Source organism: Frondihabitans sp. OV104, assembly GCF_057787745.1.
Genome location: NZ_CM173541.1, coordinates 2505796 through 2529058 on the forward strand (window position 1 = coordinate 2505796; position 23263 = coordinate 2529058).

Genomic DNA, 23263 nt, shown 5'->3' on the forward strand with positions numbered 1-23263 from the left:
CCGCTTGCCCGCGTACGGGCCGCGTTGCCGGTGCGGCCGGTGCCAGGATGGGGCATGACCGAAGCCGCTGACACCGTCGCCCGCCTGCGCGCCACCTTCGACTCGCGTGTCACGGCACCCCTCGACTGGCGGCTCGCCCAGCTCCGAGCCCTCCGGCGCATGCTCGTCGACCGCGGCGCCGACTTCGAGCGCGCCCTGCACGACGACCTCCGCAAGCATCCCGACGAGGCGCGGCTCACCGAGATCGACGTCGTGGTCGCCGAGATCGATCACGCCCTGAGGCACCTGCGGTCGTGGCTCAAGCCGAAGCGGCACCCCGTGCCGCTGCTGGTGGCCCCCGCCACGGCGACCGTGGTGAGGGAGCCGCTGGGAGTCGTCCTGATCATCGCGCCCTGGAACTACCCGGTGCAGCTCAGCCTCGACCCGCTCGTGGCCGCTCTGGCAGCCGGCAACACGGCGGTGCTCAAGCCCAGCGAGCTGGCGCCGGCCACGGCGGCCGTGCTGCACTCGCTTCTGCCGGAGTTCCTGCCAGAGGCCGTCGCCGTGGTCACCGGCGGCGCCGACGAGACCACCGAGCTGCTGCGCGAGCGCTTCGACCACATCTTCTTCACCGGCGGCGAGCGCGTCGGCCGCATCGTCGCTCGGGCGGCGGCGGAGCACCTGACCCCGACGACGCTGGAGCTCGGCGGCAAGTCGCCGGTGTGGGTCGACGGCTCCACCGACCTGCGCGCGGCCGCGCGGCGGATCGCCTGGGGCAAGTTCATGAACGCCGGCCAGACCTGCGTCGCGCCCGACTACGTGCTGACGACGCCCGACCTGACGAAGCGGCTCGTCGACTTCGTCGGGCAGTCGGTGCGGCAGTTCTACGGCGCCGACCCGGCGCAGAGCGACAGCTACGGGAGGATCGTCTCCGACTCCCAGTTCGAACGGCTCGAAGGGCTGATGGGCGCAGGAACCGCGGCCGCCGTCGGCGAGCCCGACCGCTCGTCGCGCTTCTTCCCGCCGACCGTCCTCACCGGCATCCGCCCGACGGACCCGGTGATGCAGCAGGAGATCTTCGGCCCGATCCTCCCCGTCGTCGAGGTGCCCGACCTCGACGGGGCCATCGCCCACATCCGCGCGGGCGCGAAGCCCCTCGCCCTCTACGCGTTCACGGAATCGGCCGGCGCGCGCCGCCGCCTCCTCCGCGAGACCTCGTCGGGCGCGGTGTCGTTCGGGGCTCCGTCGGCTCATCTCGCCGTGCCCGGGCTGCCGTTCGGCGGGGTGGGCGCCAGCGGCATGGGCGCGTACCACGGCGATCGCGGCCTGGTGACGTTCAGCCACGAGAAGGCCGTGCTGTCGAAGCCGCTGCACCCCGACACGCTGCGCGTGGCCTACCCGCCGTTCACGGCGCGTAAGGACGCGCTCGTGCGGCGGGTGCTCGGCCGCCTCCGCTAGCCCCGTCACGGGATCGCGCGGGTCTCACCGGGGCCGCACTCGACGGCGTCCGCGAAGACGCCGAGCTGCACCTGCTCGAGCAGGCGGGCGTCGAGATCGCCGGTGCGGACCACGGCGGCCGACACGCGACGGGCGGACGGCAGGTGCGGGGCGTCGGCGCAGAGGGCGACGACCGTCCAGGGCGCGGATCCGGCGGTGGCGGGTTCGGGCACGGTGAGCGCGCCGAGCAGGTCGCCGCGGTCGACGAGCCGCATCTGCGCCGGCCGAGCGACCGACTGGTCGACAGCGGCGAGCGGGGACCCGAGGTAGGCGCCGAGGGGACGCCCCGGGGTTCCTGCACCCGTCGTGCACCCGGCGAGCAGGAGGACGAGGCCGAGCGCGGCGAAGGGGCGGAAGTACGGTTCCATGCACACAGAATGTCACACCTGGAACACGGCTTCTCGCGGCGTAACGGTCTGCCAAACTCTGGTAACTATTGAGGGTGACCACCCGACACCTCCGAAGGGATCTGCCATGACCACGTTCGAAGGTGCCCGTCGCCAGCCCGGCTCGAGCCGCGACGACATCCGCGAGGCCGTCGACGCCCATCTGCGCGAAGACGTCAGCTATCTCGGCAACCTGCTCGGCCGCGTGCTCCGCGAGTCGGGCGGCGAGGGTCTGTTCGCCGACGTCGAGCGCGTCCGCCTCGCGGTCATCGGCGCCTACGAGGGCCAGGAGGCCGTCGAGACCGCCCAGGGCTTCGTCGACGACCTCGACCAGGAGCGCGCGGAGCAGGTCGCCCGCGCCTTCACCTGCTACTTCCACCTGTCGAACCTCGCCGAGGAGCACCACCGCGTGCGCGTCCTCAAGCGCCGCGGCTCGGCGGCCGGCGACGCGTCGGACTCGCTGCCGGCGACGCTCGACCAGCTCACCGAGGAGGTCGGCGCGGAGGCCGCGGCCGACCGCCTGCAGAACCTCCGCTTCCAGCCGGTGCTGACCGCGCACCCGACCGAGGCCCGCCGCCGCGCCGTGGCGTCGGCCATCCGCCGCATCAGCGATCTGCTCGAGGCCCGCGACTCGAGTCAGAACGACATCGAGACCGGCGACATCGAGCGCCGCCTGCTAGAGGAGGTCGACACGCTCTGGCGCACGTCGCCCATCCGCACGACCCGCCCGACCCCGCTCGACGAGGTCCGCACGGCGATGAACGTGTTCGACCAGACCCTGTTCGAGATCGTGCCTCGCGTCTACCGCCTGCTCGACGACCGCCTCCAGGGCGACGCGGCCGGCTCGACCCCGCCGGTGGCCCCCGCCTTCCTGCGCCTCTCGAGCTGGATCGGCGGCGACCGCGACGGCAACCCGCACGTCACGGCCGACGTCACCCGGCAGGCCGCCGAGATCGCCTCGGAGCACGTCCTGCTGGGCCTCTCGCGGGCCGCTTCGCGCATCGGCTCGACCCTTACGCTCGACGAGGCCGACACCCCGCCCGACGCCGGGCTCCAGGCCCTGGCCGACTCGCAGCACGCCCTCGACGAGGCCCTCGCGAGCCGGATCGGCATCCGCTCCCCCGGCGAGACGCACCGCCGAGTGCTGCTCTTCATCGCCGCCCGCATCCGCGCCACCCGCAAGGGCGGCCCCCTGGCCTACGGCTCGCCCGAGGTCCTGCTCGACGAGATCCGCACGATCCAGGCGTCGCTCCGCGCGGCCGGCGCCCACCGCGCCGCGAACGGCGAGCTCCAGAACCTCGTCTGGCAGGTCGAGACGTTCGGCTTCCACCTGGCCGAGCTCGAGGTGCGCCAGCACTCGCAGGTGCACCGCACGGCCCTGGCCGAGATCCGCGCCGGCGGCGAGCTGAGCGAGATGACCCTCGAGGTGCTCGAGGTCTTCAAGACGATCAAGGGCCTGCAGGAGCGCTTCGGCCGCCGCGGAGCCGCTCGCTACATCGTGTCGTTCACGCAGTCGTCCGACGACCTCGAGAACGTCTTCTCGCTCGCCGAGGCGGCGCTCGGATCGAAGGAGGCCGCACCCGTCCTCGACGTCATCCCCCTGTTCGAGACGTTCGCCGACCTCGACAACAGCACGCGCATCCTCACCGAGATCCTCGAGTCGCCGTCGTACCGCGAGCGGCTCGACGCCACCGGCCGCACGGTCGAGGTCATGCTGGGCTACTCCGACTCGTCGAAAGACGTCGGGCCGGTCTCGGCGACGTTCGCGCTCTACGACGCGCAGGCCCGCATCTCGGACTGGGCCGCCGAGAACGACATCGAGCTCACCCTCTTCCACGGCCGCGGCGGTGCGATGGGCCGCGGCGGCGGGCCAGCCAACGAGGCCGTGATGGCGCAGCCGCCCGGATCGGTCGCCGGCCGCTTCAAGATCACGGAGCAGGGCGAGGTCATCTTCGCCCAGTACGGCAACAAGACCATCGCCGCCCGCCACATCGAGCAGATGGCGGCCGCGACCCTGATGGCGTCGAGCCCGTCGAACGAGAAGCTCAACGCCGACGCCGCCACGCGATACGGCGCCCTGGCCGAGACGATGGACGCCGCCTCGCGCGAGCGCTTCTTCGGCCTGGTCAAGGCCGACGGCTTCGCGCAGTGGTTCGCGCAGGTCACCCCGATGGAGGAGATCGGCCTCCTCGCCCTCGGCTCCCGCCCGGCCCGCCGCGGCCTGTCGGTGTCGTCGCTCGAAGACCTCCGCGCCATCCCCTGGGTGTTCGCCTGGTCGCAGGCGCGGATCAATCTCGCCGGCTGGTACGGACTCGGCTCGGCGCTGGCCGCCGTCGGCGATGTCGAGATCCTGCGCGATGCCTTCGCGAACTGGCCGCTGTTCGCCGCGATGATCAAGAACGTCGAGATGTCGCTGGCCAAGACCGACGAGACCATCGCCCGCCAGTACCTCGCCCTCGCCGATCGCGACGACCTCACGGCTGCCGTCATGGACGAGATGGCGCTCACCCGCCAGTGGGTGCTCGCGACGAGCGGCTCCGACGACGTGCTCGGCGGCCGGCCCGTCCTGAGCCGCGCGGTGCGCCTCCGCAGCCCCTACGTCGACGCGCTGTCGCTGCTGCAGCTGCGCGCCCTCCGCGGAATCCGCCGCTCCGTCGAGAAAGACCCGGCCGACGCGGACCACCGCCTCCTGCTGCTCAGCGTCAACGGGATCGCCGCCGGCCTGCAGAACACGGGCTGATCGGGCCAGGCGCGAACAGAGAGCGGCCGGTCCGGGATCCGACGAACGTCGAACACCGGGCCGGCCGCTCTCGCGTCGGATACGGGCGCAGGAACTCGCGGTCAGCGCCGCCCGAGCCGACGCTCGCCGCCGCTGCCCGTGGCGTACGGCAGCTCGTAGTGCGCGAAGATCGCTGGCTCGTCAGAGGCCTGCAGCTCGCCGTCGGTGGCGATGAACGGGGCCTCCTTGATCAGCTTCTTGCCGAACTGCACCTTCAGGTGCTTGGGGGCGACGACCGCGCCGTCGAGCGGTACGAAGATCAGCTTCTTGCCGCCGAGCACGCCCGACTCGACCGTGGCGAATGCGGGCTTGTCGGTGGACGTGTCGAAGTAGACGCTCTCGAGCGTCCCGACTTTGTCGTCGCTCTGGTCGACGACCGCGAGGCCGATCCAATCGCGCAGGTTCTCGGCTTCGAACACGGTGCCTCCTCGTCGGGCCGGTGAATCCGGCTCCTGTAGACGACGGTAGTCGCTCGGACACCTCCCCGTCGCACCGTGTTCACGGCTCTGGCCCGGTTCATCCACCTCGCCCGCTACAGTCATTGACGTGACCCCGATTGGCGCCGGCCAGTGAGCCGCGACGACAGCACCCGCCTCGGCGAGATCGTGACAGCCTGCGAGATCATCGCCGACTATCTGGCGCGCGACGGCGTCGACCCCGACCTCGCGTTCGACGCGATCCGCATGCGGCTGGTCGAGATCGGCGAGGCCGTCCACGGGCTCGAGTCGGCCACCCGCAAGCGCGAGCCGAGCGTGCCGTGGAAGGAGATCTCGCACATCCGATCCCGCGTGCTGCACCGGTACTCGGCGAAGTCGCGCGACGTCGTGCTCGAGACCGCGCGCACCGAGGTGCCCGTGCTGCGGGCCGCGGCGGAGCGGCTGCTGGGGTCGCTCTAGCTGCGTCGGTGCGCTGGTGCGGGGGCGTCGCGCGCGACTCGGCGAGATGGCCCCCGGCGTCGGGTCCGCAGGCCCGAGCCGACACCGACGGCCACCTCGCAGGGCTGGCCGGCGCGCAGCCCCCGCGCGCGACTCGGGGAGATGGCCCCCGGCGTCGGGTCCGCGGGCCCAAGCCGACACCGACGGCCACCTCGCGGCGCTGGCCGGCGGGAGCGCACGACGTGGTGCGGACTCGAGCCGCGCGCACGAGCAGCGCGAATGTCGGTGGGTCGCCGTAGGGTCGCGGCGTGAACGACGCAGCACTTCAGCAGAGCGGCCTCCGGTGGGCGGGTCAGCGCATCGATGCCAGCGCGCCCGGCGCCCTGCCCGGCCTGGAGCGCGTCAGCGGGCTCGTCCGGAGTGTCCGCACGCCCGAGTTCCAGGGCATCACGTTCCACGAGGTGCTCAGCAAGTCGGCGCTCAATCACGTGCCGATGACGGCCAAGGTGCTGCCCGGCGAGTGGACCATCAACCCGTACCGCGGCTGCACCCACGCCTGCGTCTACTGCTACGCGCGCCCGACGCACGAGCACCTCGGCATGGGGCTCGGCGACGACTTCGACACGCAGATCGTCGTCAAGACGAACGTCGCCGAGGTGCTCCGCTCCGAGCTGGCGCGCAAGCGCGAGCTGCCCGAGCGGGTGGCCATGGGCACGAACACCGACCCCTACCAGCGGGCCGAGGGCCGGTACGCGCTCATGCCGGGCATCATCGACGCGCTCGCCGACGCCGGGGTCGACTTCTCGATCCTCACGAAGGGCTCCCTCATCCGTCGCGACCTCGACCGCCTCGTGAGAGCGTCCGAGCGCGTCGACGTGCAGCTGGGCATGTCCATCGCCGTTCTCGACGACGACCTGCAGTCCTCCATCGAGCCGGGCACACCGTCTGCCACGGCGAGACTCGCCACCGTCCGCGCGATCCGCGACGCCGGCCTCGACTGCACGGTCTTCGCAGCGCCCCTGCTGCCGGGGCTGACCGACTCCGCCGAGCAGGTCGACGACCTGATGGGCGCACTCGCCGACGCGGGCGCGACCAATGTGCTGCCGTCGCTGCTCTACCTGCAGCCGGGCGTGAAGGAGCTCTACCTGAGCTGGATCGAGCGCGAGCGCCCGCACCTCCTCGACGGCTACCGCAGGCTCTACTCGGGCGGCACGCACGCGTCGAAGGGGTACCAGGAACTCGTGTACGACCGAGCGCGAGCCTCACTGCGCCGACACGGGCTGCCCGTCCCGGGCCCGGCCACGCGCGATCTCTTCGGCTTGCACGGCCGTCGTCGCGCGCCCGCTCCCGCCGACCCTCCGGCTCCCACCCTCTTCTGACCCGACGCAGGCCCGCGCCCCCGGCACGAACGCGCTCTACGCGGTCGTACCAGGAGGGCACGGACCTACCCGCGCGCGTCAGTGGTAGCCGGGATCTCCTCGACGCGGTCGCCGTGCTTGCGCACCGGGCGCACGTCGCCGACGATCGGCACGGCCTTCCGGTAGGCGAAGAAGGCGTAGCGCGAGATGAAATGCGCCATCGTGGTGATGCGGTTGCTGTTGCCGAGCAGGCTGTAGATGTGGATGACGATCCACGTGTACCAGGCGAGCACGCCGGTGAGGGTGATCCCGCCGCGCAGCTGGGCGACGGCGGCGTGACGGCCGATCGTCGCCATGGTGCCGCGGTCGTGGTACTTGAAGCTCTTGGTGGGCTTGCCGGCGAGGATGCGCTGGATCTGCTCGGCGACGTGCACCCCGCCCTGCAGGGCCGGCTGGGCGAGCTGGTCGAGGGGCTTGGGCGTGAGCGCGATGTCGCCGACGGCGAAGATGCGGTCGTGGCCCTTCACGCGCAGGTCGGAGCCGACGACGATCCGCCCGCCGCTGCCCTGCTCGAGCCCCCAGTCGTTGACCTCGCCGTGGGCCGTGACGCCGGTGGCCCAGATGACGAGCTCGGCGGGGATGAACTCGCCGTCGGCCGTCACGACGCCGTGCTTCTGCACCTCGGCGACGCCCGTGTTCAGGCGGAGCTCGACGCCGCGCTTGCGGAGGGACGACGCCGCGTACCTGCGCAGGCGCGCCGCGAACGGCTTGAGCAGCTCGCCGGAGCGGTGCACGAGCGTGATGGTGATGCTCTTGCGGTCGATCTCGGGGTAGGCGTGGATGAGCGCCTGGTCGCGCAGCTCGGCGAGCGCGCCGGCCATCTCGACGCCGGTGGAGCCGCCGCCGACGATCACGACGCGCACCTCGGAGGTGTCTTCGCGGAGCGCCGCCTTCTCGAGCTGCGTGAACAGCTCGTCGCGGATGCGGAGCGCCTGCGAGCGCGAGTACATCGACTTCGCGTACTCCTTGGCGCCGGGCGTGCCGAAGTAGTTGGTGTTCACGCCGTTCGCGAGGACGAGAGCGTCGTAGGCGATGACCTCGCCGTCGGCCAGCGTGATCCTGCGAGCATCGTCGTCGATCTTGGCCAGCAGGCCGTGCTGGAAGTTGGCGTTGGGCTGCGACTTGCGCAGGCTCCGCAGGAAGTACGTCACGTCGCCGGCGTTGAGCCCGCCGGTCGCCACCTGGTACATGAGGGGCTGGAACATGTTGTAGATGTGGCGGTCGATCAGCGTCACGCGGACCGGGGCGTCCTTGAGTGCCTTCAAGGTGGCGATGCCGGCGAACCCGCCCCCGACGATTACGACGTGCGGCATCTCTGCCATGTGGTCCTCTTCCCTGCGACGAACGAGGAGGCCGCGAAGGCGCTGGTTCGTCGTCTTCGCTCGAATGCTCCTCCAACGGTAGTCCTCGCGGGGCCGCGCCGCGAACGATCGGCTCGTGACGCCACAATGGACGCATGACACCGCTGATCATCGGAGTGCTCGGCCTGCTGGCTGTCGCCGGTGCGACGGCGTTCGGGCCGCGCGTCGGAATCGCCACGCCGCTCCTGCTCGTCGTGCTCGGAATCGTCGTCGGGCTCATCCCCGCCGTGCCCGATCTCCCGATCGATCCCGAGTGGCTGCTGCTGGGCGTCCTGCCGCCGTTGCTGTACTCGTCGTCGGTGTCCATGCCGTCGATGAACTTCCGGCGCGAGTTCGGCGCGATCGGCGGGCTGTCGGTCGTGCTCGTGATCGCGTCCTCCCTCCTGCTCGGCCTGTTCTTCGCGTGGGCGATCCCCGACCTGCCGCTGGCCTGGGCGATCGCCCTCGGCGCGGTCGTGAGCCCCACCGACGCCGTGGCCACGTCGATCATCAAGAAGCTGGGCGTCTCGCCGCGCGTGGTCTCGATCCTCGAGGGCGAGAGCCTCCTCAACGACGCCACGGCTCTGGTGACCCTGCGGTCGGCCGTCGCCGCCGTCGCCCTGTCGTTCTCGGCGATCGGCGCCCTCGGGTCGTTCGCCTACGCGGTCCTCGTCGCCGTCGCCACCGGCTTCGCTGTGGGCAAGGTCAACCTGCTCGTGCGCAAGCGGGTTCAGGACGCCACGGTCAACACGGTGATCGGCTTCGCCGTGCCGTTCATCGCCGCCCTGCCGACCGAGGCGCTGGGAGCGTCCGGACTCGTCGCAGCGGTGGTGGCCGGGCTGGTGACGGGGCGGGGCGCGCCGCGCGTCCTCAGCCCTCAGCATCGCCTGTCGGACGCACAGAACTGGAGGACGGTCGAGCTCGTCCTCGAAGGCGCACTGTTCCTGACGATGGGGCTCCAGCTCTCCCGCATCCTGAGCGACGTGCACGAGGACAGCGTCGGCGTCCCGCTGGCGCTGCTGATCGCGGCCGGCGCGTTCGTCATCACGCTCGGCGTGCGAGCGCTCTACCTGAGCCTGCTGCTGAACGGCCTGAAGAAGCGGGCCGCGCGGATGGCGAAGTCGAAAGACCGCTTCACGACCATGCAGGGCCAGATCGACAGCGGTGAGCCTCTGGCGATCACCGACGGATCGCGACGCGGAGCGAGCCGCGCCGGTCAGGAGCGCTTCGAGAAGGCGAGACAGGACCCCACGCGCCTCGGCATGATGCGCACGCGACTGGTGCGGGCTCTGGCCGACATCGAGTACTACCTGCAGGCGCCGCTCGGCTGGAAGGAGGGCACGATCCTCGTCTGGGCGGGCATGCGCGGCGCCATCACCGTCGCGGCGGCCCAGACGCTCCCGGAGGACGCCCCTCACCGCAACCTCCTGGTGTTCATCGCCTTCGCCGTCGCAACGGGGTCGCTGCTCCTCCAGGGCGGCAGCATCGGCTGGCTCGTGAAGCGACTGGCGCCCGCGACGACGAACCCGGCCGACCAGACGGCGGAGCGCACCAAGATCATGACGCTGATGCAGGAGGCGTCGGCGCCGCTGATGACGGACTACCAGCGCGGCGACTTCGTCGACAAGGAGACGCGGCTCGCCGTCCTGCAGGCGCAGCGGAACGCACTGCTCGACGCCCGCGACGACGGCACGTTCGACGCCGAGATCCTGCAGAGCTCCCTGGTCGTGCTCGACGCGGATCAGATCAGCATCGACCTGCGCGGCGGCCCGAACGGCTGAGCCGACGCGGGTCGCTTGACTCACGCGGCACAGCCAGCGAGCGCCTAGGCGTGCGCGAGCCGGCGCGCCGGCCGCAGGCTGACGCGGTACGAGCGCGGCACGGTGGCACCGGCTGCGAGCAGGGTGCGGCCGTCGCGCGGGTCGCGCAGAGGCAGATCGCCCGACAGCAGCGGGACGGTCGTGTACCCCGCCTCGGCCTCGCGCGCGGCCACCCGGGGCAGCGCGATCCGGCACAGCGGCAGGCCGGTGAGGCCCAGCGCGAGGACGACGACGGGCGCCACCGTGACGCTGAGGTCGGGCTGACCGGTGGTGGCGACGGACAGCAGGGCGCCCACGAGGGAGACGAGACCGAGCACCGTCATCGCTCCGGCGAGCACGAAGGCCAGAGACCACGTGTACGCAGGAACTCCGCGAACCAGTCCGTTGCTGCCGTCCATGCGCGACCCCTCTCTCGTGAGGGTCGGCGTTCCGCCCTCGCGGCAAGGCTAGGGTCGCGGGCTCCTCTCCCGCGCCTCCACGTTCTGGTGCCACCCGACCGGGTGATAGCCCCGGCGGCACCCGGGAGCAGACCGGTCGCTACAGGAGATCGAGCTGCTGCAGGATCCCCAGGACGTCCGTCGAGCCCCAGCGGTCGCGGGCCTTGCCGTCGGCGAACCCGATCACCTGCACGTTGCGCACGGTGAAGCGCTTGCCGGTCGCAGCGTGCCCCATGAAGTCGCCGGTGTGGGTGCCAGACAGGTCGGTGATGGTGATGAACTTCGTGGGCGTCGCGATCGTCTCGACGACGTCGTGATCGATGTCCGAGAACGACTTCCCGAACGTCTCCCAGAACCAGGCGATGCCGCCGCCGCCGGCAGGCTGCCCCTCGGCCGGGTCGTGGTCGGCGAAGTCGACGTCGAACCTCTCGCCGAGCTCCAGCGACTGGTCGCGCATGCGCTCGATCGCTGCGAGGGTGGCCTCGCCGCCTTCCGTGATCTCCGTTGCCATGCCGGTTCTCCTCTCCGGCGCGCCCGGACGGCGCGCACCCCGCCAGTCAACGCCCGGGGTACGCGCGCGCCACTCGGCTAGGCGGGGGTCACCACCACGCGGACGTCCCAGGCGCCGAGCGACAGGGCCGCGCCGGCCTCGAGCGCGTCGCCGGAGTGGAGGTCGGCCGCCGCGAAGGGCAGCTCGACCGAGGCGGGCGTCCACGACCAGTTCTGCACGACGTGGAGGCGCTCCCCGGCCTCGTTGACGGCCGAGTGCACGCGCACGGAGCCGGCGGCGGGACGCCACGGCCGGGCGGAGCCGATCTCGCCCGCCCAGGCGAAGAGGCCTTGCGCGAACGGAGGGTTCGGGAGTGCGCCGACGGTGGTGACTCGGCCCGAGCCGAGCTCCTTGGTGGTGACGGCGGCGTAGCTGCCGTGGTGCGGGTGGTCGTAGCGGGCGAGGACGGTGGCGTCGGTGGCCTCGTACGCCTCGATCCACTCGACCGCCGCGGCGTCGTCGGGCAGCTCCAGCCACGAACCGGCCACTGCGACGACAGGAACCGGCGCCTCGACGTTGGTGTACTCGTCGTACCAGGCCCCCGCGACGTCGGCGAGCCCGCCCGGTGCGACCTCGAGCCGGGCGCGGGCCTCGAGGTCGGCGTACCCGGTGCGGGGTCCGACGATCAGGTGGCCGCCGGCGGCTGCGTAGTCGCGCAGCCACGCCAGCACGGCGTCGTCGGCCACGTAGTAGGCGGTCGCCACGAACACCGGGATCTCGGCGGCGATGACCGCGGGGTCGAAGTCGAGGATGGCCGACGTGTGGAAGAGCCGGGTCTGCAGCCCCGCGTCGAAGGCGCCTCGCTCGAACGCCTCGACGAGTGGCGAGTAGGAGTCGTCGATGGGCCAGCCGCCGGGGCCGGCCAGAGGTCCGAACTTCTCGAAGGCCCACTTGGAGGCGTGGTCGTAGAGGAGGCCGACGTGCGCGTCGGGGGTGAGGCCGACGATGCGGTCGCCGAGTTCCTGCAGCTCCGAGCCGAGCGCAGCGATCTCGCGGTACGTGCGCCCCGGCTTCTCGCTGTGCGGGAGGACGCCGCCCCAGTAGGTCTCCGGGCCGAAGTGGAGCGTGTGCCAGTGCCAGTACTCGATCATCTGCGCACCGCGGCTGATGAGCGCCCAGGCGCTCTGGCGTCGCTGGCCGGGGTAGGCGGGGTGGTTCATCGACGAGAAGCCGATCGAGCCCGCTCCGACCTCGGTGACGAGGAACGGCTCGTGGCGGGTGCCGTACATCCAGTCGGCCGAGTGGTAGAGGCCCCAGGTGCCCTGGGTCCACCACGTCTGCGGCTTGATCTCGGAGTCGGGGAGGGTCAGGGCGTCCTGCGCCTTGAAGTACGGGTTGCCCGCCGTGACCGTCATCATCTGCCCGATGGAGTCGTCGCGGATCGTCGGGCGCGTGTACGACATGCAGGTCATGACGAAGCGGTCGCCCGCGTACTCGTCGACGATCGCGGTCTGCCAGGCCATGTACTCGGTCAGGAGGTCGGCCTGGAAGAGCCGCCACGCGAGGTCGTACTGCGGGAGGAAGTTGCTGTCGGGGCGCCAGAGGTCGCTCCAGTCGGTGAGCCGGTGCGACCAGTACGTCAGGCCCCAGGTCTCGTTCAGCGTCTCGACGGTGCCGTACTTCTTGCGGAGATGGTCGCGGAAGCGCTCGAACGCGTCGTGGTTGTGGATGACCCAGGCGCCGGGCTCGTTGTCGACCTGGAAGCCGATGATCGCCTCGTGCGACGCGTGGCGCTCGAGGATCTTCCGGACGACGCGCTCCACATGGAACCGGAACGCGGCGTGCGTGACATCGATCTCCTGGCGCATGCCCCAGCCGAACGGCTTGCCCGTGGCGATCTCGACGTTCAGCTCGGGGTAGCGGCGCTGCAGCCACGGCGGGATCGCGTAGGTCGGCGTCCCGAGGATCACGCCGATGCCGTACTCGGCGGCGGCGTCGAGCACGGGGGTGATCCACTCGAGGTCGAAGACGCCGTCTTCGGGCTCCCACGTCGACCAGACCGACTCGCCGATGCGGATGACGCTGAAGCCCGCCGCCTTCATCTCGTCGAAGTCCTGCTTCAGTCGCGGCGTCGGCTGGTACTCGTGGTAATACGCCGCGCCGAACAGGACCTGCTTCGGGGTGTAAGACATCGTGCTCTCATTCGTCGTCGAACTGCGCGCGCGCAGAGGCTGCACTCGCGCACTTGCTTTCCATGTGCGAAACTGTTTCAATAAGTTTCGCTGGCAGATCGAGGCTACGAGCACGATCGATCCCCGTCAAGCATCGACTGTCGTCGTGAGGGGCATTCCATGGCACGCACACCGGACTCCCGGCCGACCCTCGATGCCGTGGCAGCGCTCGCCGGCGTCTCGAAGGCGACCGCCTCGAAGGTCCTGAACGGGCGGCCAGGCTCTTCCGAGGCCACCCGCGAGCGGGTCGAACGGGCGATGGCCGAGGTCGGCTACACGCCGCTCTCGCGCGAACGACCCGGGCGCGGTCCCGTCCACGTCGTCTTCGACACCCTGGTCAACCTCTACTCGATGAAGGTGCTCGAGGGGCTCGTGGCGGCGAGCCGCGGCGCCGGCGTCGATCTCGTCACCACCGTGCTGCGCGTGCCCGGCGACGGTCAGGAGCCCCTCGTGCTCGACCGAGCGTGGGTGCAGTCGATCACCTCACGCGGCCATCAGGGCGTCGTGCTCGTGACGACCCGCGTCGAGCCCTGGCTCGTCGCCGCGTGCCGCGAGTCCGGGCTGGCCCTCGTCGCGGTCGACCCGCCGAGCGGGCCGAACGCCTCGGCCGCGAGCCTCGACGCATCGTTCGCGAGCATCGGCTCCAACCACTTCGCCGGCGGCCTCCAGGCCACCGAGCACCTCATCGCGCTCGGGCACCGCCGCATCGGCTTCGTGAGCGGCCACCCGGCCGGCGCTGACGAGCGCGAGCGATTCGGCGGCTACCGCGACGCGCTGGCCGCGGCGGGCATCGTCGACGACTCCGAGCTGATCGGCGAACCCCTCGGGGCGTGGCCCGTCGACGCCGCTCCCTCGAGCCTGGATGCCGCCGAGCAGGAGACCGCGCGGCTGCTCGCCCTCGCCGACCCGCCGACGGCCGTGTTCGCCACGAACGACGGCGCCGCGTTCGGCGCCATCCGGGCCGTCGTCGCCCGAGGGCTCCGGGTTCCCGACGACGTCAGCGTCATCGGCTACGACGACACCTACTCGGCGATGCCCATGCCGACGACGCTCTCGACAATCCGCACCCCCATGCGCGAGATCGGCCGCCTCGCCGTCGAGACCGTGCTGCGGCTGGCGTCGGGCACGGCGCCGTCCTCGCACCACGTGAAGCTCGCGACGTCGCTGGTGGCGCGGGAGTCGACGGCGCCGCGCCGCCCCTGACGACCCGCCGCGCTGACGACGGCGCGATCCTGCGACCAGAGACGGCCCCCGCGCGGCTGCACGGGGGCCTTCTCAGGAGCGAACCGACTACTCGACCTTGGCGACAGCCGCCTTGATCATGTCGACGTAGCGGTCGAGCGCGTACGGCAGGCTCAGGCTGGTGATGACCGTCGAGGCCATCGCGAGCTGCTGGTTCGTGTTGGCGACGTAGGAGCCGCGCTTCACGGCGGGGATCTGCGCGTACAGCGGCTGCTTCTCGATCTCGGCCTGGTTGGCCTTGTCGTTGAACCAGGTGAAGACGATGTCGGTCTTGTCGAGCTCATCGGCCTTCTCGAGTCCGATGGTCGAGACGAAGGTGCCGGCCGTCTTCGGAAGGGCCGCCGCGGTCTTCTCCGGCGTCAGTCCGAGACCGGAGATGATGTCGACTCGCGGGTCGCCCTTCTGGTAGATCGACAGCGCACCCGGCTCGGCGGCGTAGATGTAGGTGAAGTCGTACTTGGCGAACTCGGGGTTGGCGGCGGCGGTGTCGGCCAGAGTCTTCTTGATACTCGTCACCTGGTCGTTGGCCTTCGCCGTCTCGCCGAGCGCCTTGCCGATGATCGAGATCTCGTCGCTCCACGAGGTGCCCCACGCCTCGCCGGGGTAGGCGACGGTCGGTGCGAGAGCGCTGAGCGTCTTGTACTGCTTGGCAGTGATGCCCGACTGCGGCGCGATGATCACATCGGGGTTCAGCTCGGCCAGCGCCGTCATGTCGATGTCGGGGTAGACGGCGAACGTCTTCGGCAGCGCGTCGCCGCGCTTCTGGATCGCCTCGGTCACCCACGGGTAGTCCTTCTCGGAGTCGCCTCCCCAGGTGACCTCCTCGATGCCGACAGGGGTGGTGCCGAGCGAGACGACGGTGTCGGCCGCGCCCCAGCCGATGGTGACGACGCGCTGAGGCTTCGACTCGATGGTCGCGGAGCCGAGTGCCGACTTGATCGTGACCGGGAACGCGTCGGCGGACGAGCTCGACGTGTCGGTCGAGCCGGCGTCGCTCGAGGTCGAGCAGGCGGCCAGCGAGAGGGCCAGGGCAGCGGCGGCCGCGATCGCGGCGGACTTGCGCAGGAGGGAGGATGACAAGGGCGGTGCCTTTCGGGTGGGGTCGCATCGACCTTATTAGGTCATCCTTAGTTAGGCAAACCTTGCCTAATCTGCAACGGCCATCGTCGAGCGCTCACGCAGGTCCGGCTAGAGGGCGGCCTCGCGCTCGAGCAGCGGGCCCAGGCGCATCGGCAGCACCTCGGTCAGCGCGATGGTCGTGTTGGTGCGGACCACGCCGCGGATCCGCAGGATCGCCCCCGTCACCCGCCGCAGATCCTCTGTCGTGGCGGCGACGACCCTCGCCAGCATGTCGCTCTCGCCCGTGATGGCGTGCAGCTCGATCACCTCGGGCAGCGCGGCGAGGCCGGCGACGGCATGCTCCTCGTCGGCCTGGCTCAGCGCTATCGAGACGAACGCGGTGAGCGGCCTGCCGAGCGCCGCCGGATGCACGCGCCGGCTCTGCGCGCCGAGCGTGCCGCCGTCGACCATGCGCTTGAGGCGGGCGTGCACGGTGTTGCGCGAGACGCCGAGCTTCGCGGCGAGCGCGACCACGGTGGCGTCAGGGTCGGCGTCGAGGGCGAGGATCAGGCGGGCATCGAGAGGATCGACGGTCATGTGAGCATTCTGCCCGGAATCGATGGCTGGCATGGGCGTGTGCACGTTCCTGCGCCCGATGCTTGCGCGTCGGCCCACGCGCACCGACGATGGGGCCGTGACCCAGACGCTGCCTGCCGCCGCTGCCACGACCGCGCCGGCCCCCTCCCCGACCCGCCACTCGATGATCGAGGACGCCCTCGGCATCGCGACGGGCACGCTCGTCGCGTCGCTCGGCCTCTTCCTGCTGAAGTCGGCCGGCGTCGTCACCGGTGGCACCGCGGGGCTCTCGCTGCTGATCAGCTATGCCACCCCGGTCCCTTTCGGCGTGCTCTTCTTCGCCGTCAACGCGCCGTTCTTCGCCCTCGCCCTCTGGAAGAAGGGCTGGGTCTTCACGCTCAAGACCGCCCTGTCGGTGGCCCTCGTCTCAGGACTCTCATCGGTCCACGTCGCCGCCCTCGGCGTCTCGCACCTGTCGCCGGTCTACGCAGTGGTCGTCGGCAACGTGCTCGCCGGACTCGGGGTGATCGTGCTGTTCCGCCACGGCGCGAGCCTCGGCGGCTTCAACATCGTCGCGCTGATCGCCCAGGAGCGCCTCGGCTGGCGCGCCGGCTACGTGCAGATGGGCTTCGACGTCGCCGTCGTGCTCGCCGCCTTCGCCGTCGTGCCCGCCTGGCTCGTGCTGCTGTCGGCCGGCGGTGCGGTCGTCATCAACCTCATGATCGCGCTCAACCACCGCCCCGGCCGCTACGCCGGGGTGCCGCGCTGGCTCTGACGCGCGGCCACGCCACCCGATCACGACCCCGCGGGCCCGGGGTTTCCATTGGGGAGACTTTCCCTGGGCGTGAATTCACGCTCAGGGAAAGCGACTCCAGGAGAAACCCCGGCCCCGTTGCGCCGTCGCTCTGGCAGCGCGCACGCGGCCTGTCACCGGCCCGCGCTACCGTGAGCGCATGAGCGATACGTTCGACATCCTGCACCTGAGCGACACCCACCTCTTTGCCGGCGACGGCCGCCATTACGGCACCGTCGACACCCGCGCGAACCTCGAGCGAGTGCTGGCCCGGGCCTCGGCGATCGAGCGTCTCGACCTCGTGGCGTGCACCGGCGACCTGTCTGACGACGGAACCCCCGAGTCGTACCGCACCCTTCGCGACCTCGTCGAGCCGTGGGCCGCTGCGCGGGGCGCCCGCGTCGCCTACGCCATGGGCAACCACGACCTGCACGACGGGTTCCGCGAGGTCCTCGGCGAGACGACCCCGGTGTTCTCGGTCGCACAGACCCGCGTCGTCGTCCTCGACACCGCGGTCCCCGGCGCCGGCTACGGCCGTCTCGGCGCCGAGCAGCTCGACCTCCTCGCGCAGCAGCTCGCGTCGCCCAGCCCCCGCGGCACCGTCGTGCTGCTGCACCACCCGCCGATCCCCGCCGCGACGCCGCTCCTCGCCGCTCTCGAGCTGCAGGATCCCGGGGCCTTCGTCGAGGTGATCCGCGGCACCGACGTCCGCGTCGTCCTCGCCGGCCACTACCATCTGTCGCTCGTCGACGCGGTGGCCGGCATCCCCGTCGTGGTCAGCGGCGGCGTCGCGAACCAGTCCGACCTGTTCGCGCCCGCCGGCCACGAGGGCGCCGTGCGCGGGGCCGCCGGAACGATCGTGAGGCTCGACGCCGACGGCGGAGTCCGCGTGCTGCCCTTCACGGCCGCCGCGCCCGACGACGGCGGGATCGTCTTCGCGCTCGATGCCGACGAGGTGGCGCGGATCGCGGCGGAGGCCGGGCCGCCCGCGGCGTGACGAAGGACGCAGGAACCGGGGTTCCTGCGCCCTTCCGGCCCTGCTAGAGCGTCGCGGCCGACGGGTCGAAGTCGACCGGGAGCGGCTCGGGCTTCGTGACGGAGCTGGCGATCGTGACGGTCGAGCGCGTCTCGGCGGCCTCGGTGATGCCCAGGAGCACGTCGAGCACGTGGCCCGCGATCGCGCCGGTGGCACGCTCGGGGACGCCCGCGCGGATGGAGCGTGCCAGGTCGACGATTCCGGTGCCGCGGCCCCAGGTCGAGCCCTCGACGGGGATGGTGGTCGGTTCGCCCTTGCCGAAGGCCCACAGGGTGGAGTCGCCCTCGAAGGTGTTCGGGTCGGGGAGCACGAGAGTGCCCTCGGTGCCGGTGATCTCGACGAAGCCCATGCGCGGCAGCGCCTGCTGGAAGCTCAGCGTCGTGGCAGCCGACTGGCCGGCCTCGAACGAGAGGAGCGCCGAGTAGTGGGTGGGCACCTCGACCGGGAACTCGGTGCCGGCCTTGGGGCCCGAGCCGATGGTGCGCGTCTCGTGCGACTTCGACGAGACGGCCTGCGCCGTCGCGACCGAGCCGAACGCGTGGACGAGCGTGGTCACGTAGTACGGGCCCATGTCGAACAGCGGGCCGGCGCCCTTGGCGAACAGGAACTCGGGGCCGGGGTGCCACGACTCGGGCCCGGGCACCTGGAACAGCGTGGTCGCGGTGAGCGGCTCGCCGATGTCGCCGCGGGCGATGGCGCGCATGGCGGTCTGGATGCCGCCGCCGAGGACGGTGTCGGGGGCGCACGCGACGCGCAGCCCCGCTGCGGCCGCCGCCTCGAGAAGACGGGTGCCGCTGGCGGCGTCGAGAGCGAGCGGCTTCTCGCTCCAGACGTTCTTGCCGGCGGCGAGGATGCGCTCGCCGACCTCGGCGTGCGTGGCCGGAAGGGTCAGGTTGACGACGATCTCGATCTCGTCGATCGCGAGGAGCTCGTCGACGGTGCCGAAGCGCGCGATGCCGTACTTCGAGGCCTGCGCCTCGGCTGCGGCGAGGTTGATGTCGGCGATGAAGACGACCTCGACGTCTGCGAACTTCGTCAGGTTGTCGAAGTACTGGGTCGAGATGTTGCCGGCTCCGATGAAGCCGATCTTTACGGAATTGGTCACTTGTCTGCTCCTACAGTGTCGTGCTCGGTGAGCCAGGCGAACGACTCGGCGATGCCTTCGAAGACGTCGCCAGCGTAGACGTCGAACTCGATGACGCGTCGCGCCTGGGGTGCTGCGGCGAGGATGGCGGGGATCGGCATCTCGCCCTGACCGGCGGGAGCCTGGAGCTCCTTGCCGCCGGTCCGGGGTCCGTCCTTCACGTGGATCAGCTGGACGCGGTCGCCGAGCCGCGTCAGGAGGGCGGCGGCGTCGACGCCGCCGATCTCCGCCCAGTAGGTGTCGACCTCGAGGACGATCTCGGGCGCCAGTTGCGAGGCGAACAGCTCGAGAGCGGTCTGACCGTCGAAGGTCTTCTCCAGCTCCCAGTTGTGGTTGTGATAGCCGAAGCGGAGCCCATGCGCGGCAGCCGTGGCAGACAGCGAGTTGACGCGCTCGGCGAGGGCCGCGACCGCGTCGGTCGAGGCCCAGCTCGGGTCGGGTGCGTGCGGGTCGATGACGGTCTCGATGCCGACCTCGACGGCTGCGGCGAAGATCGCGTCGGGGTCGTCGGAGGCGATCACGGCCGCATGGCCGGACGGCGCGGCGAGGCCGGCGGACTTCAGTGCCGCGGCGAATTCGGCGGGGCGCTCGGCGAAGCCGTAGGGCTCGACATCGGTGAACCCGATGGCCGCGAGACGGTCGACTGCCGCCTGCAGGTTCTCGGCCACGGCGTCACGGACGCTGTAGAGCTGGACGGAGAGAGGCGTTGTCATCAGTGACTCCTGGAAACTCGTGGTGACTTCTGTTGATCTTCGATCAAAAGTCGATCATTTCATGGCCGAACTCAGCGTAGCCCGGTGATCAGGCGGCTCACAAGGTCCGCGAAACAGTTGCACAGGCACAGGCAAACCGACTACTGTCGCGTTGCCGACCTGTGGTTGGTTTTTGTTTGTGACTCAAGGAGGCGTCATGTCGACACCCGAAGCAACGAAGATTCCGGATCCCCTCACCCAGGCCGTCAGCACCGTGGCCGTGTCGAAGCTCTACCTCTGGGGCCTCGGCCTCGCCCAGTTCGGCATCTTCGTGGCGCTCCTGTCGCCGGTGTACGTCAGCATGCAGCTCAAGGCGCAGGAACTCGCGCCCACCGAAGCGGCGGCCACCGCCATGATCGCGTCGGTGCTGCCGATCGGGGCCCTCGGCGCCCTGTTCGCCAACCCGCTCGCCGGCGCGCTAAGCGACCGCACCCGCACCCGCTGGGGCCGTCGCCGTCCGTGGCTGCTCGGCGGCTCGATCGTCTTCATCGCCGGCCTCGCGATCGTCGCCTACGCGCAGGGCACCGGCCAGCTGATCGTCGGCTGGCTGATCTGCCAGGTCGCCGCGAACGCCACCTACTCCACGCTCACGGCGAGCTTCGCCGACAACGTGCCGCAGTTCCAGCGCGGCCGCGCCTCCAGCATCATCTCGCTCGCGCAGAACGGCGCCGTACTCTTCGGCACCTACCTCGCCGTCTTCTTCGCGTTCAACCTGCCGGTGCTGTTCATCGCCCCCGGCTTCCTCGCGCTCGCCCTCGTCATCGTCTACGCCTTCGTCGCCCGGGACGAGCTGCCGACCGCGCCGATCAAGAAGTTCACCTTCGTGAACATCATCTCGTCGTTCTGGACGAACCCGATCAAGAACCCCGACTTCGCCTTCGCCTGGTGGTCGCGCTTCCTGATCATCTTCGCGACCTTCATGTTCACGACCTACCGCCTGTTCTACATGCAGCACCAGATCGGCCTGGGCAAGCAGCAGGCCGTCGAGGCCGTCGCCTTCGGCGTGCTGCTCTACACGATCGCGCTCATCGCCTCGACCGCCGTCTCGGGCTGGCTCTCGGACAAGCTCGGCCGTCGCAAGATCTTCGTCGGAGGCTCGACCGCGCTGTTCGCCGTCGGCCTGATCATCCTCGCCCACACCTCGACGCTCGGCGCGTTCTACCTGGCGGAGGTCATCATGGGCTTCGCGTACGGCATCTACGCCTCGATCGACACCGCGCTCGTCGTCGACGTCCTGCCCAACGCCGACAAGCCCGGCAAGGACCTCGGCGTCATCAACATCGCGAACGCGCTGCCGCAGTCGCTGGCCCCGGCCTTCGCGGGCCTCCTGCTCGGCATCGGCAGCGCCGCCGGTCAGAACTACACGCTCATGCTCTGGGGAGCGGGCATCATCGGCATCGTCGGCGCTCTGGCCGTGATCCCGATCAAGCGGGTCCGCTAGGCCACGCCCAGCAGCTGCGCCAGCAGCACTCGCGCACTCTCCGAAGGGGCGCTCGTCACGACGAGCGTCCCTTCGCCGTCGACGGGCGCCGTGCGGCCGCGCTCGGGGCCGTCGCTCTGGTCGACGCGGATGGCGGTCGCTCGCGTGAGGTCCGGGACCACGTCGCCCGTCGCGATCATCGACGCCAGCGGATCGTGCAGCAGGCACATCCGCTCGCCCAGCACCGTCTCGTAGAAGTCGAAGTAGGTCGTGAGCATCTCGCCGAGCGCTGACGTCATCGGCGTTCCCGCGGCCAGCAGGGCGGCGCGATCCGATTCGTCGAACCGGTGCTGCCGGGTGACATCGAGCGGCACGAGGGTGATCGGCCAGTTGGCGGCGAAGACGAGCGCGGCGGCCTCGGGGTCGCCGGCGATGTTCGCCTCGGCGAACGGCGTGCGGTTGCCGGCGTCCCAGACCGCTCCGCCCATGATCGTGAGGCTCTCGATGAGACCGGGGAGCTCCGGCTCCTGATCGAGGGCGAGCGCGAGATTGGTGAGCGGCGCGATCGCCACGACGCGGAGCCGGCCGGGGTGCGCCCTGGCGGCCGCGATCAGGAGGTCGGCGGCGCTGCCCGCGACCGTGGTGACGGCAGGGGCCGCGAGATCGAGCCCGCCGATGCCGTTCGCCCCGTGCACGTGGGGGGCTCCCCCGTCAAAGGGGTGGGCGCGGTGGTCTTCGCCGCCGACGGCGACCGGGATATCGGTGCGTCCGGCGAGTTCCAGCAGGGCGAGGGTGTTGGCCGCCGCCTGCGCCGCCGTGACGTTTCCACTCGCCGCCCCGATGCCGACCAGGTCGACGTCGTCGCGCGAGAGCAGGTGCGCCAGGGCGAGGGCGTCGTCGATTCCGGTGTCGCAGTCGAGGAAGACGGGGATGGTTTCGCTCATCCCCCGACGGTAGTGCTTGCGCTTCACGCGTCGTCGGTCTAACGTGCAACCAAATGGTTGTAGAAAAACTGACACAGGATGAGATCGACCGGATCTTCCACGCACTGGCCGACGCCACCCGGCGCGACATCGTGCAGCGAGTGATCCGCGCCGAGCAGTCCGTGTCGACCCTCGCCGACCGCTACGAGATGAGCTTCGCGGCGGTCCAGAAGCACGTCGCGGTCCTCGAGAGGGCCTCTCTCGTGCACAAGGCCCGGCGCGGGCGCGAGCAGATCGTGTCGGGCGATATCGGCACCATCCAGCGAGCGGAGCAGCTCCTGAGAAGCTACGAGGACATCTGGAAGCAGCGCTTCCAGCGCATGAACGCCCTCCTCGCCGAAGACGGACCAGCCACGGACCTGCCGGCACCCGCATCATCCACCGACGCACCATCGAAAGGAACGGACACATGACATTCGCCATCGATGCCACTCACGACACCGCGAACCTCACCATGACCGTCGTCGCCCAGCTCGACGCGACCCCGGAGCGCGTCTGGCAGCTCTGGGCCGACCCGCGCCAGCTCGAGCGCTGGTGGGGCCCGCCGACGTACCCGGCCACGTTCACCCAGCACGACCTCGTTGTCGGCTCGACGACGGCGTACCACATGACCTCTCCCGAGGGCGACACGATGCCCGGGTGGTGGGTCATCACGGCCGTCGACGAGCCGCGCAGCCTCGAGCTTCGCGACGGCTTCGCCGAGGGCGACGGCACGCCCGACGAGACGATGCCGATCACGAGCATGCGCATGACTCTCGAGCCCGCCGATGGCGGAACCCGTATGACGCTGGTGTCGCACTTCGACTCGCTCGAGGGCATGGAGAAGCTGATTGCCATGGGCATGAAGGAGGGCATGACCCTCGCCATGGGCCAGATCGAGGCCATCCTCGCGAACTAGGCGGGGTCTCGCCGATCGAGCGGGGCCGCGGCTCGCTGCGCCGCGCCGTCGACGCATTAGTGTTGCCGGGACGGCGGGCAAAGGAGCTGCGTGATGAGAGGACCGTTC

22 protein-coding genes are annotated in these 23263 nt (G+C 70.7%); 11 read left to right on the forward strand and 11 right to left on the reverse strand.

Annotated features, from left to right (window positions below):
- Positions 1–54: 54 nt before the first annotated feature.
- The gene (locus AC3CBB_RS11785; RefSeq protein ID WP_488624711.1) at positions 55–1437 is read left to right on the forward strand and encodes an aldehyde dehydrogenase family protein; all 1383 of its coding nucleotides are present in this window, start codon (positions 55–57) and stop codon (positions 1435–1437) included.
- Positions 1438–1442: 5 nt separating this feature from the next.
- Here AC3CBB_RS11785 and AC3CBB_RS11790 read toward each other — a convergent pair whose 3' ends face one another.
- Positions 1443–1844, reverse strand: coding sequence for a hypothetical protein (locus AC3CBB_RS11790; protein ID WP_488624712.1), 402 nt, complete (start codon positions 1842–1844; stop codon positions 1443–1445).
- 106 nt (positions 1845–1950) lie between these two features.
- Here AC3CBB_RS11790 and AC3CBB_RS11795 point away from each other — a divergent pair, with 106 nt between their 5' ends.
- Positions 1951–4602, forward strand: coding sequence for a phosphoenolpyruvate carboxylase (locus AC3CBB_RS11795; RefSeq protein ID WP_488624713.1), 2652 nt, complete (start codon positions 1951–1953; stop codon positions 4600–4602).
- A gap of 101 nt (positions 4603–4703) precedes the next feature.
- On the opposite strand, the gene AC3CBB_RS11800 is transcribed toward AC3CBB_RS11795, so the two are convergent.
- Complete coding sequence (locus tag AC3CBB_RS11800) at positions 4704–5060, reverse strand: PRC-barrel domain-containing protein (protein ID WP_123505503.1); 357 nt, start codon at positions 5058–5060, stop codon at positions 4704–4706.
- A gap of 150 nt (positions 5061–5210) precedes the next feature.
- On the opposite strand from AC3CBB_RS11800, the gene AC3CBB_RS11805 reads away from it, so the two are divergent.
- Positions 5211–5537 (forward strand): HepT-like ribonuclease domain-containing protein, encoded by a 327-nt coding sequence (locus AC3CBB_RS11805; RefSeq protein ID WP_123505504.1) that lies wholly within the window; start codon positions 5211–5213, stop codon positions 5535–5537.
- Positions 5538–5824: 287 nt separating this feature from the next.
- Complete coding sequence (locus tag AC3CBB_RS11810) at positions 5825–6895, forward strand: Rv2578c family radical SAM protein (protein WP_123505505.1); 1071 nt, start codon at positions 5825–5827, stop codon at positions 6893–6895.
- 65 nt (positions 6896–6960) lie between these two features.
- Here AC3CBB_RS11810 and AC3CBB_RS11815 read toward each other — a convergent pair whose 3' ends face one another.
- Positions 6961–8256: an NAD(P)/FAD-dependent oxidoreductase gene (locus AC3CBB_RS11815; RefSeq protein WP_488624714.1), complete on the reverse strand. Its 1296-nt coding sequence runs from the start codon at positions 8254–8256 to the stop codon at positions 6961–6963.
- 134 nt (positions 8257–8390) lie between these two features.
- On the opposite strand from AC3CBB_RS11815, the gene AC3CBB_RS11820 reads away from it, so the two are divergent.
- Positions 8391–10055, forward strand: a complete 1665-nt coding sequence (locus AC3CBB_RS11820; protein WP_488624715.1) for a cation:proton antiporter — start codon at positions 8391–8393, stop codon at positions 10053–10055.
- A 44-nt stretch (positions 10056–10099) separates the two neighbouring features.
- Here the strand turns inward: AC3CBB_RS11820 and AC3CBB_RS11825 are convergent, their stop codons facing one another.
- The 3 genes from AC3CBB_RS11825 to AC3CBB_RS11835 all read right to left on the reverse strand — a co-directional run bounded on the left by AC3CBB_RS11825 (position 10100) and on the right by AC3CBB_RS11835 (position 13213).
- Entirely contained in the window at positions 10100–10492 is a 393-nt protein-coding gene (locus AC3CBB_RS11825) for a hypothetical protein (protein ID WP_488624716.1), read from the reverse strand.
- Between the two features lie 139 nt (positions 10493–10631).
- Positions 10632–11042, reverse strand: a complete 411-nt coding sequence (locus tag AC3CBB_RS11830) for an ester cyclase (RefSeq protein ID WP_488624717.1) — start codon at positions 11040–11042, stop codon at positions 10632–10634.
- A gap of 77 nt (positions 11043–11119) precedes the next feature.
- On the reverse strand, positions 11120–13213 hold the full coding sequence (locus AC3CBB_RS11835) for a beta-galactosidase (RefSeq protein ID WP_488624718.1): 2094 nt from the start codon (positions 13211–13213) through the stop codon (positions 11120–11122).
- A gap of 159 nt (positions 13214–13372) precedes the next feature.
- Between AC3CBB_RS11835 and AC3CBB_RS11840 the strand changes: the two genes are divergently transcribed.
- Complete coding sequence (locus tag AC3CBB_RS11840; protein ID WP_488624719.1) at positions 13373–14455, forward strand: LacI family DNA-binding transcriptional regulator; 1083 nt, start codon at positions 13373–13375, stop codon at positions 14453–14455.
- Positions 14456–14542: 87 nt separating this feature from the next.
- On the opposite strand, the gene AC3CBB_RS11845 is transcribed toward AC3CBB_RS11840, so the two are convergent.
- A complete protein-coding gene (locus tag AC3CBB_RS11845) occupies positions 14543–15574 on the reverse strand; it encodes an iron-siderophore ABC transporter substrate-binding protein (protein ID WP_488624720.1) in 1032 nt (343 codons plus the stop codon).
- A 108-nt stretch (positions 15575–15682) separates the two neighbouring features.
- Positions 15683–16150: an Lrp/AsnC family transcriptional regulator gene (locus AC3CBB_RS11850; protein WP_123505511.1), complete on the reverse strand. Its 468-nt coding sequence runs from the start codon at positions 16148–16150 to the stop codon at positions 15683–15685.
- Positions 16151–16313: 163 nt separating this feature from the next.
- On the opposite strand from AC3CBB_RS11850, the gene AC3CBB_RS11855 reads away from it, so the two are divergent.
- Together AC3CBB_RS11855 and AC3CBB_RS11860 are read left to right on the forward strand one after the other, a co-directional pair.
- A complete protein-coding gene (locus tag AC3CBB_RS11855; protein WP_488626745.1) occupies positions 16314–16904 on the forward strand; it encodes a YitT family protein in 591 nt (196 codons plus the stop codon).
- Positions 16905–17082: 178 nt separating this feature from the next.
- On the forward strand, positions 17083–17919 hold the full coding sequence (locus AC3CBB_RS11860) for a metallophosphoesterase (RefSeq protein WP_488624721.1): 837 nt from the start codon (positions 17083–17085) through the stop codon (positions 17917–17919).
- Between the two features lie 43 nt (positions 17920–17962).
- Here the strand turns inward: AC3CBB_RS11860 and AC3CBB_RS11865 are convergent, their stop codons facing one another.
- Both AC3CBB_RS11865 and AC3CBB_RS11870 read right to left on the reverse strand, forming a co-directional pair.
- Positions 17963–19063, reverse strand: a complete 1101-nt coding sequence (locus AC3CBB_RS11865; protein ID WP_123505513.1) for a Gfo/Idh/MocA family protein — start codon at positions 19061–19063, stop codon at positions 17963–17965.
- A complete protein-coding gene (locus tag AC3CBB_RS11870) occupies positions 19060–19815 on the reverse strand; it encodes a sugar phosphate isomerase/epimerase family protein (protein WP_488624722.1) in 756 nt (251 codons plus the stop codon). The genes AC3CBB_RS11865 and AC3CBB_RS11870 overlap by 4 nt, the downstream gene beginning before the upstream one ends.
- Positions 19816–20011: 196 nt before the next feature.
- On the opposite strand from AC3CBB_RS11870, the gene AC3CBB_RS11875 reads away from it, so the two are divergent.
- Entirely contained in the window at positions 20012–21295 is a 1284-nt protein-coding gene (locus AC3CBB_RS11875; protein WP_488624723.1) for an MFS transporter, read from the forward strand.
- Here AC3CBB_RS11875 and AC3CBB_RS11880 read toward each other — a convergent pair.
- Positions 21292–22218: a nucleoside hydrolase gene (locus tag AC3CBB_RS11880; RefSeq protein ID WP_488624724.1), complete on the reverse strand. Its 927-nt coding sequence runs from the start codon at positions 22216–22218 to the stop codon at positions 21292–21294. The genes AC3CBB_RS11875 and AC3CBB_RS11880 overlap by 4 nt on opposite strands.
- A 53-nt stretch (positions 22219–22271) precedes the next feature.
- Between AC3CBB_RS11880 and AC3CBB_RS11885 the strand changes: the two genes are divergently transcribed.
- Positions 22272–22670 (forward strand): ArsR/SmtB family transcription factor, encoded by a 399-nt coding sequence (locus AC3CBB_RS11885; protein ID WP_488624725.1) that lies wholly within the window; start codon positions 22272–22274, stop codon positions 22668–22670.
- Positions 22667–23155 carry an SRPBCC family protein gene (locus tag AC3CBB_RS11890; RefSeq protein ID WP_488624726.1) on the forward strand — a complete coding sequence of 163 codons (489 nt, stop codon included), beginning with the start codon at positions 22667–22669 and terminating at the stop codon, positions 23153–23155. The genes AC3CBB_RS11885 and AC3CBB_RS11890 overlap by 4 nt, the downstream gene beginning before the upstream one ends.
- The last annotated feature ends 108 nt before the right edge of the window (positions 23156–23263 follow it).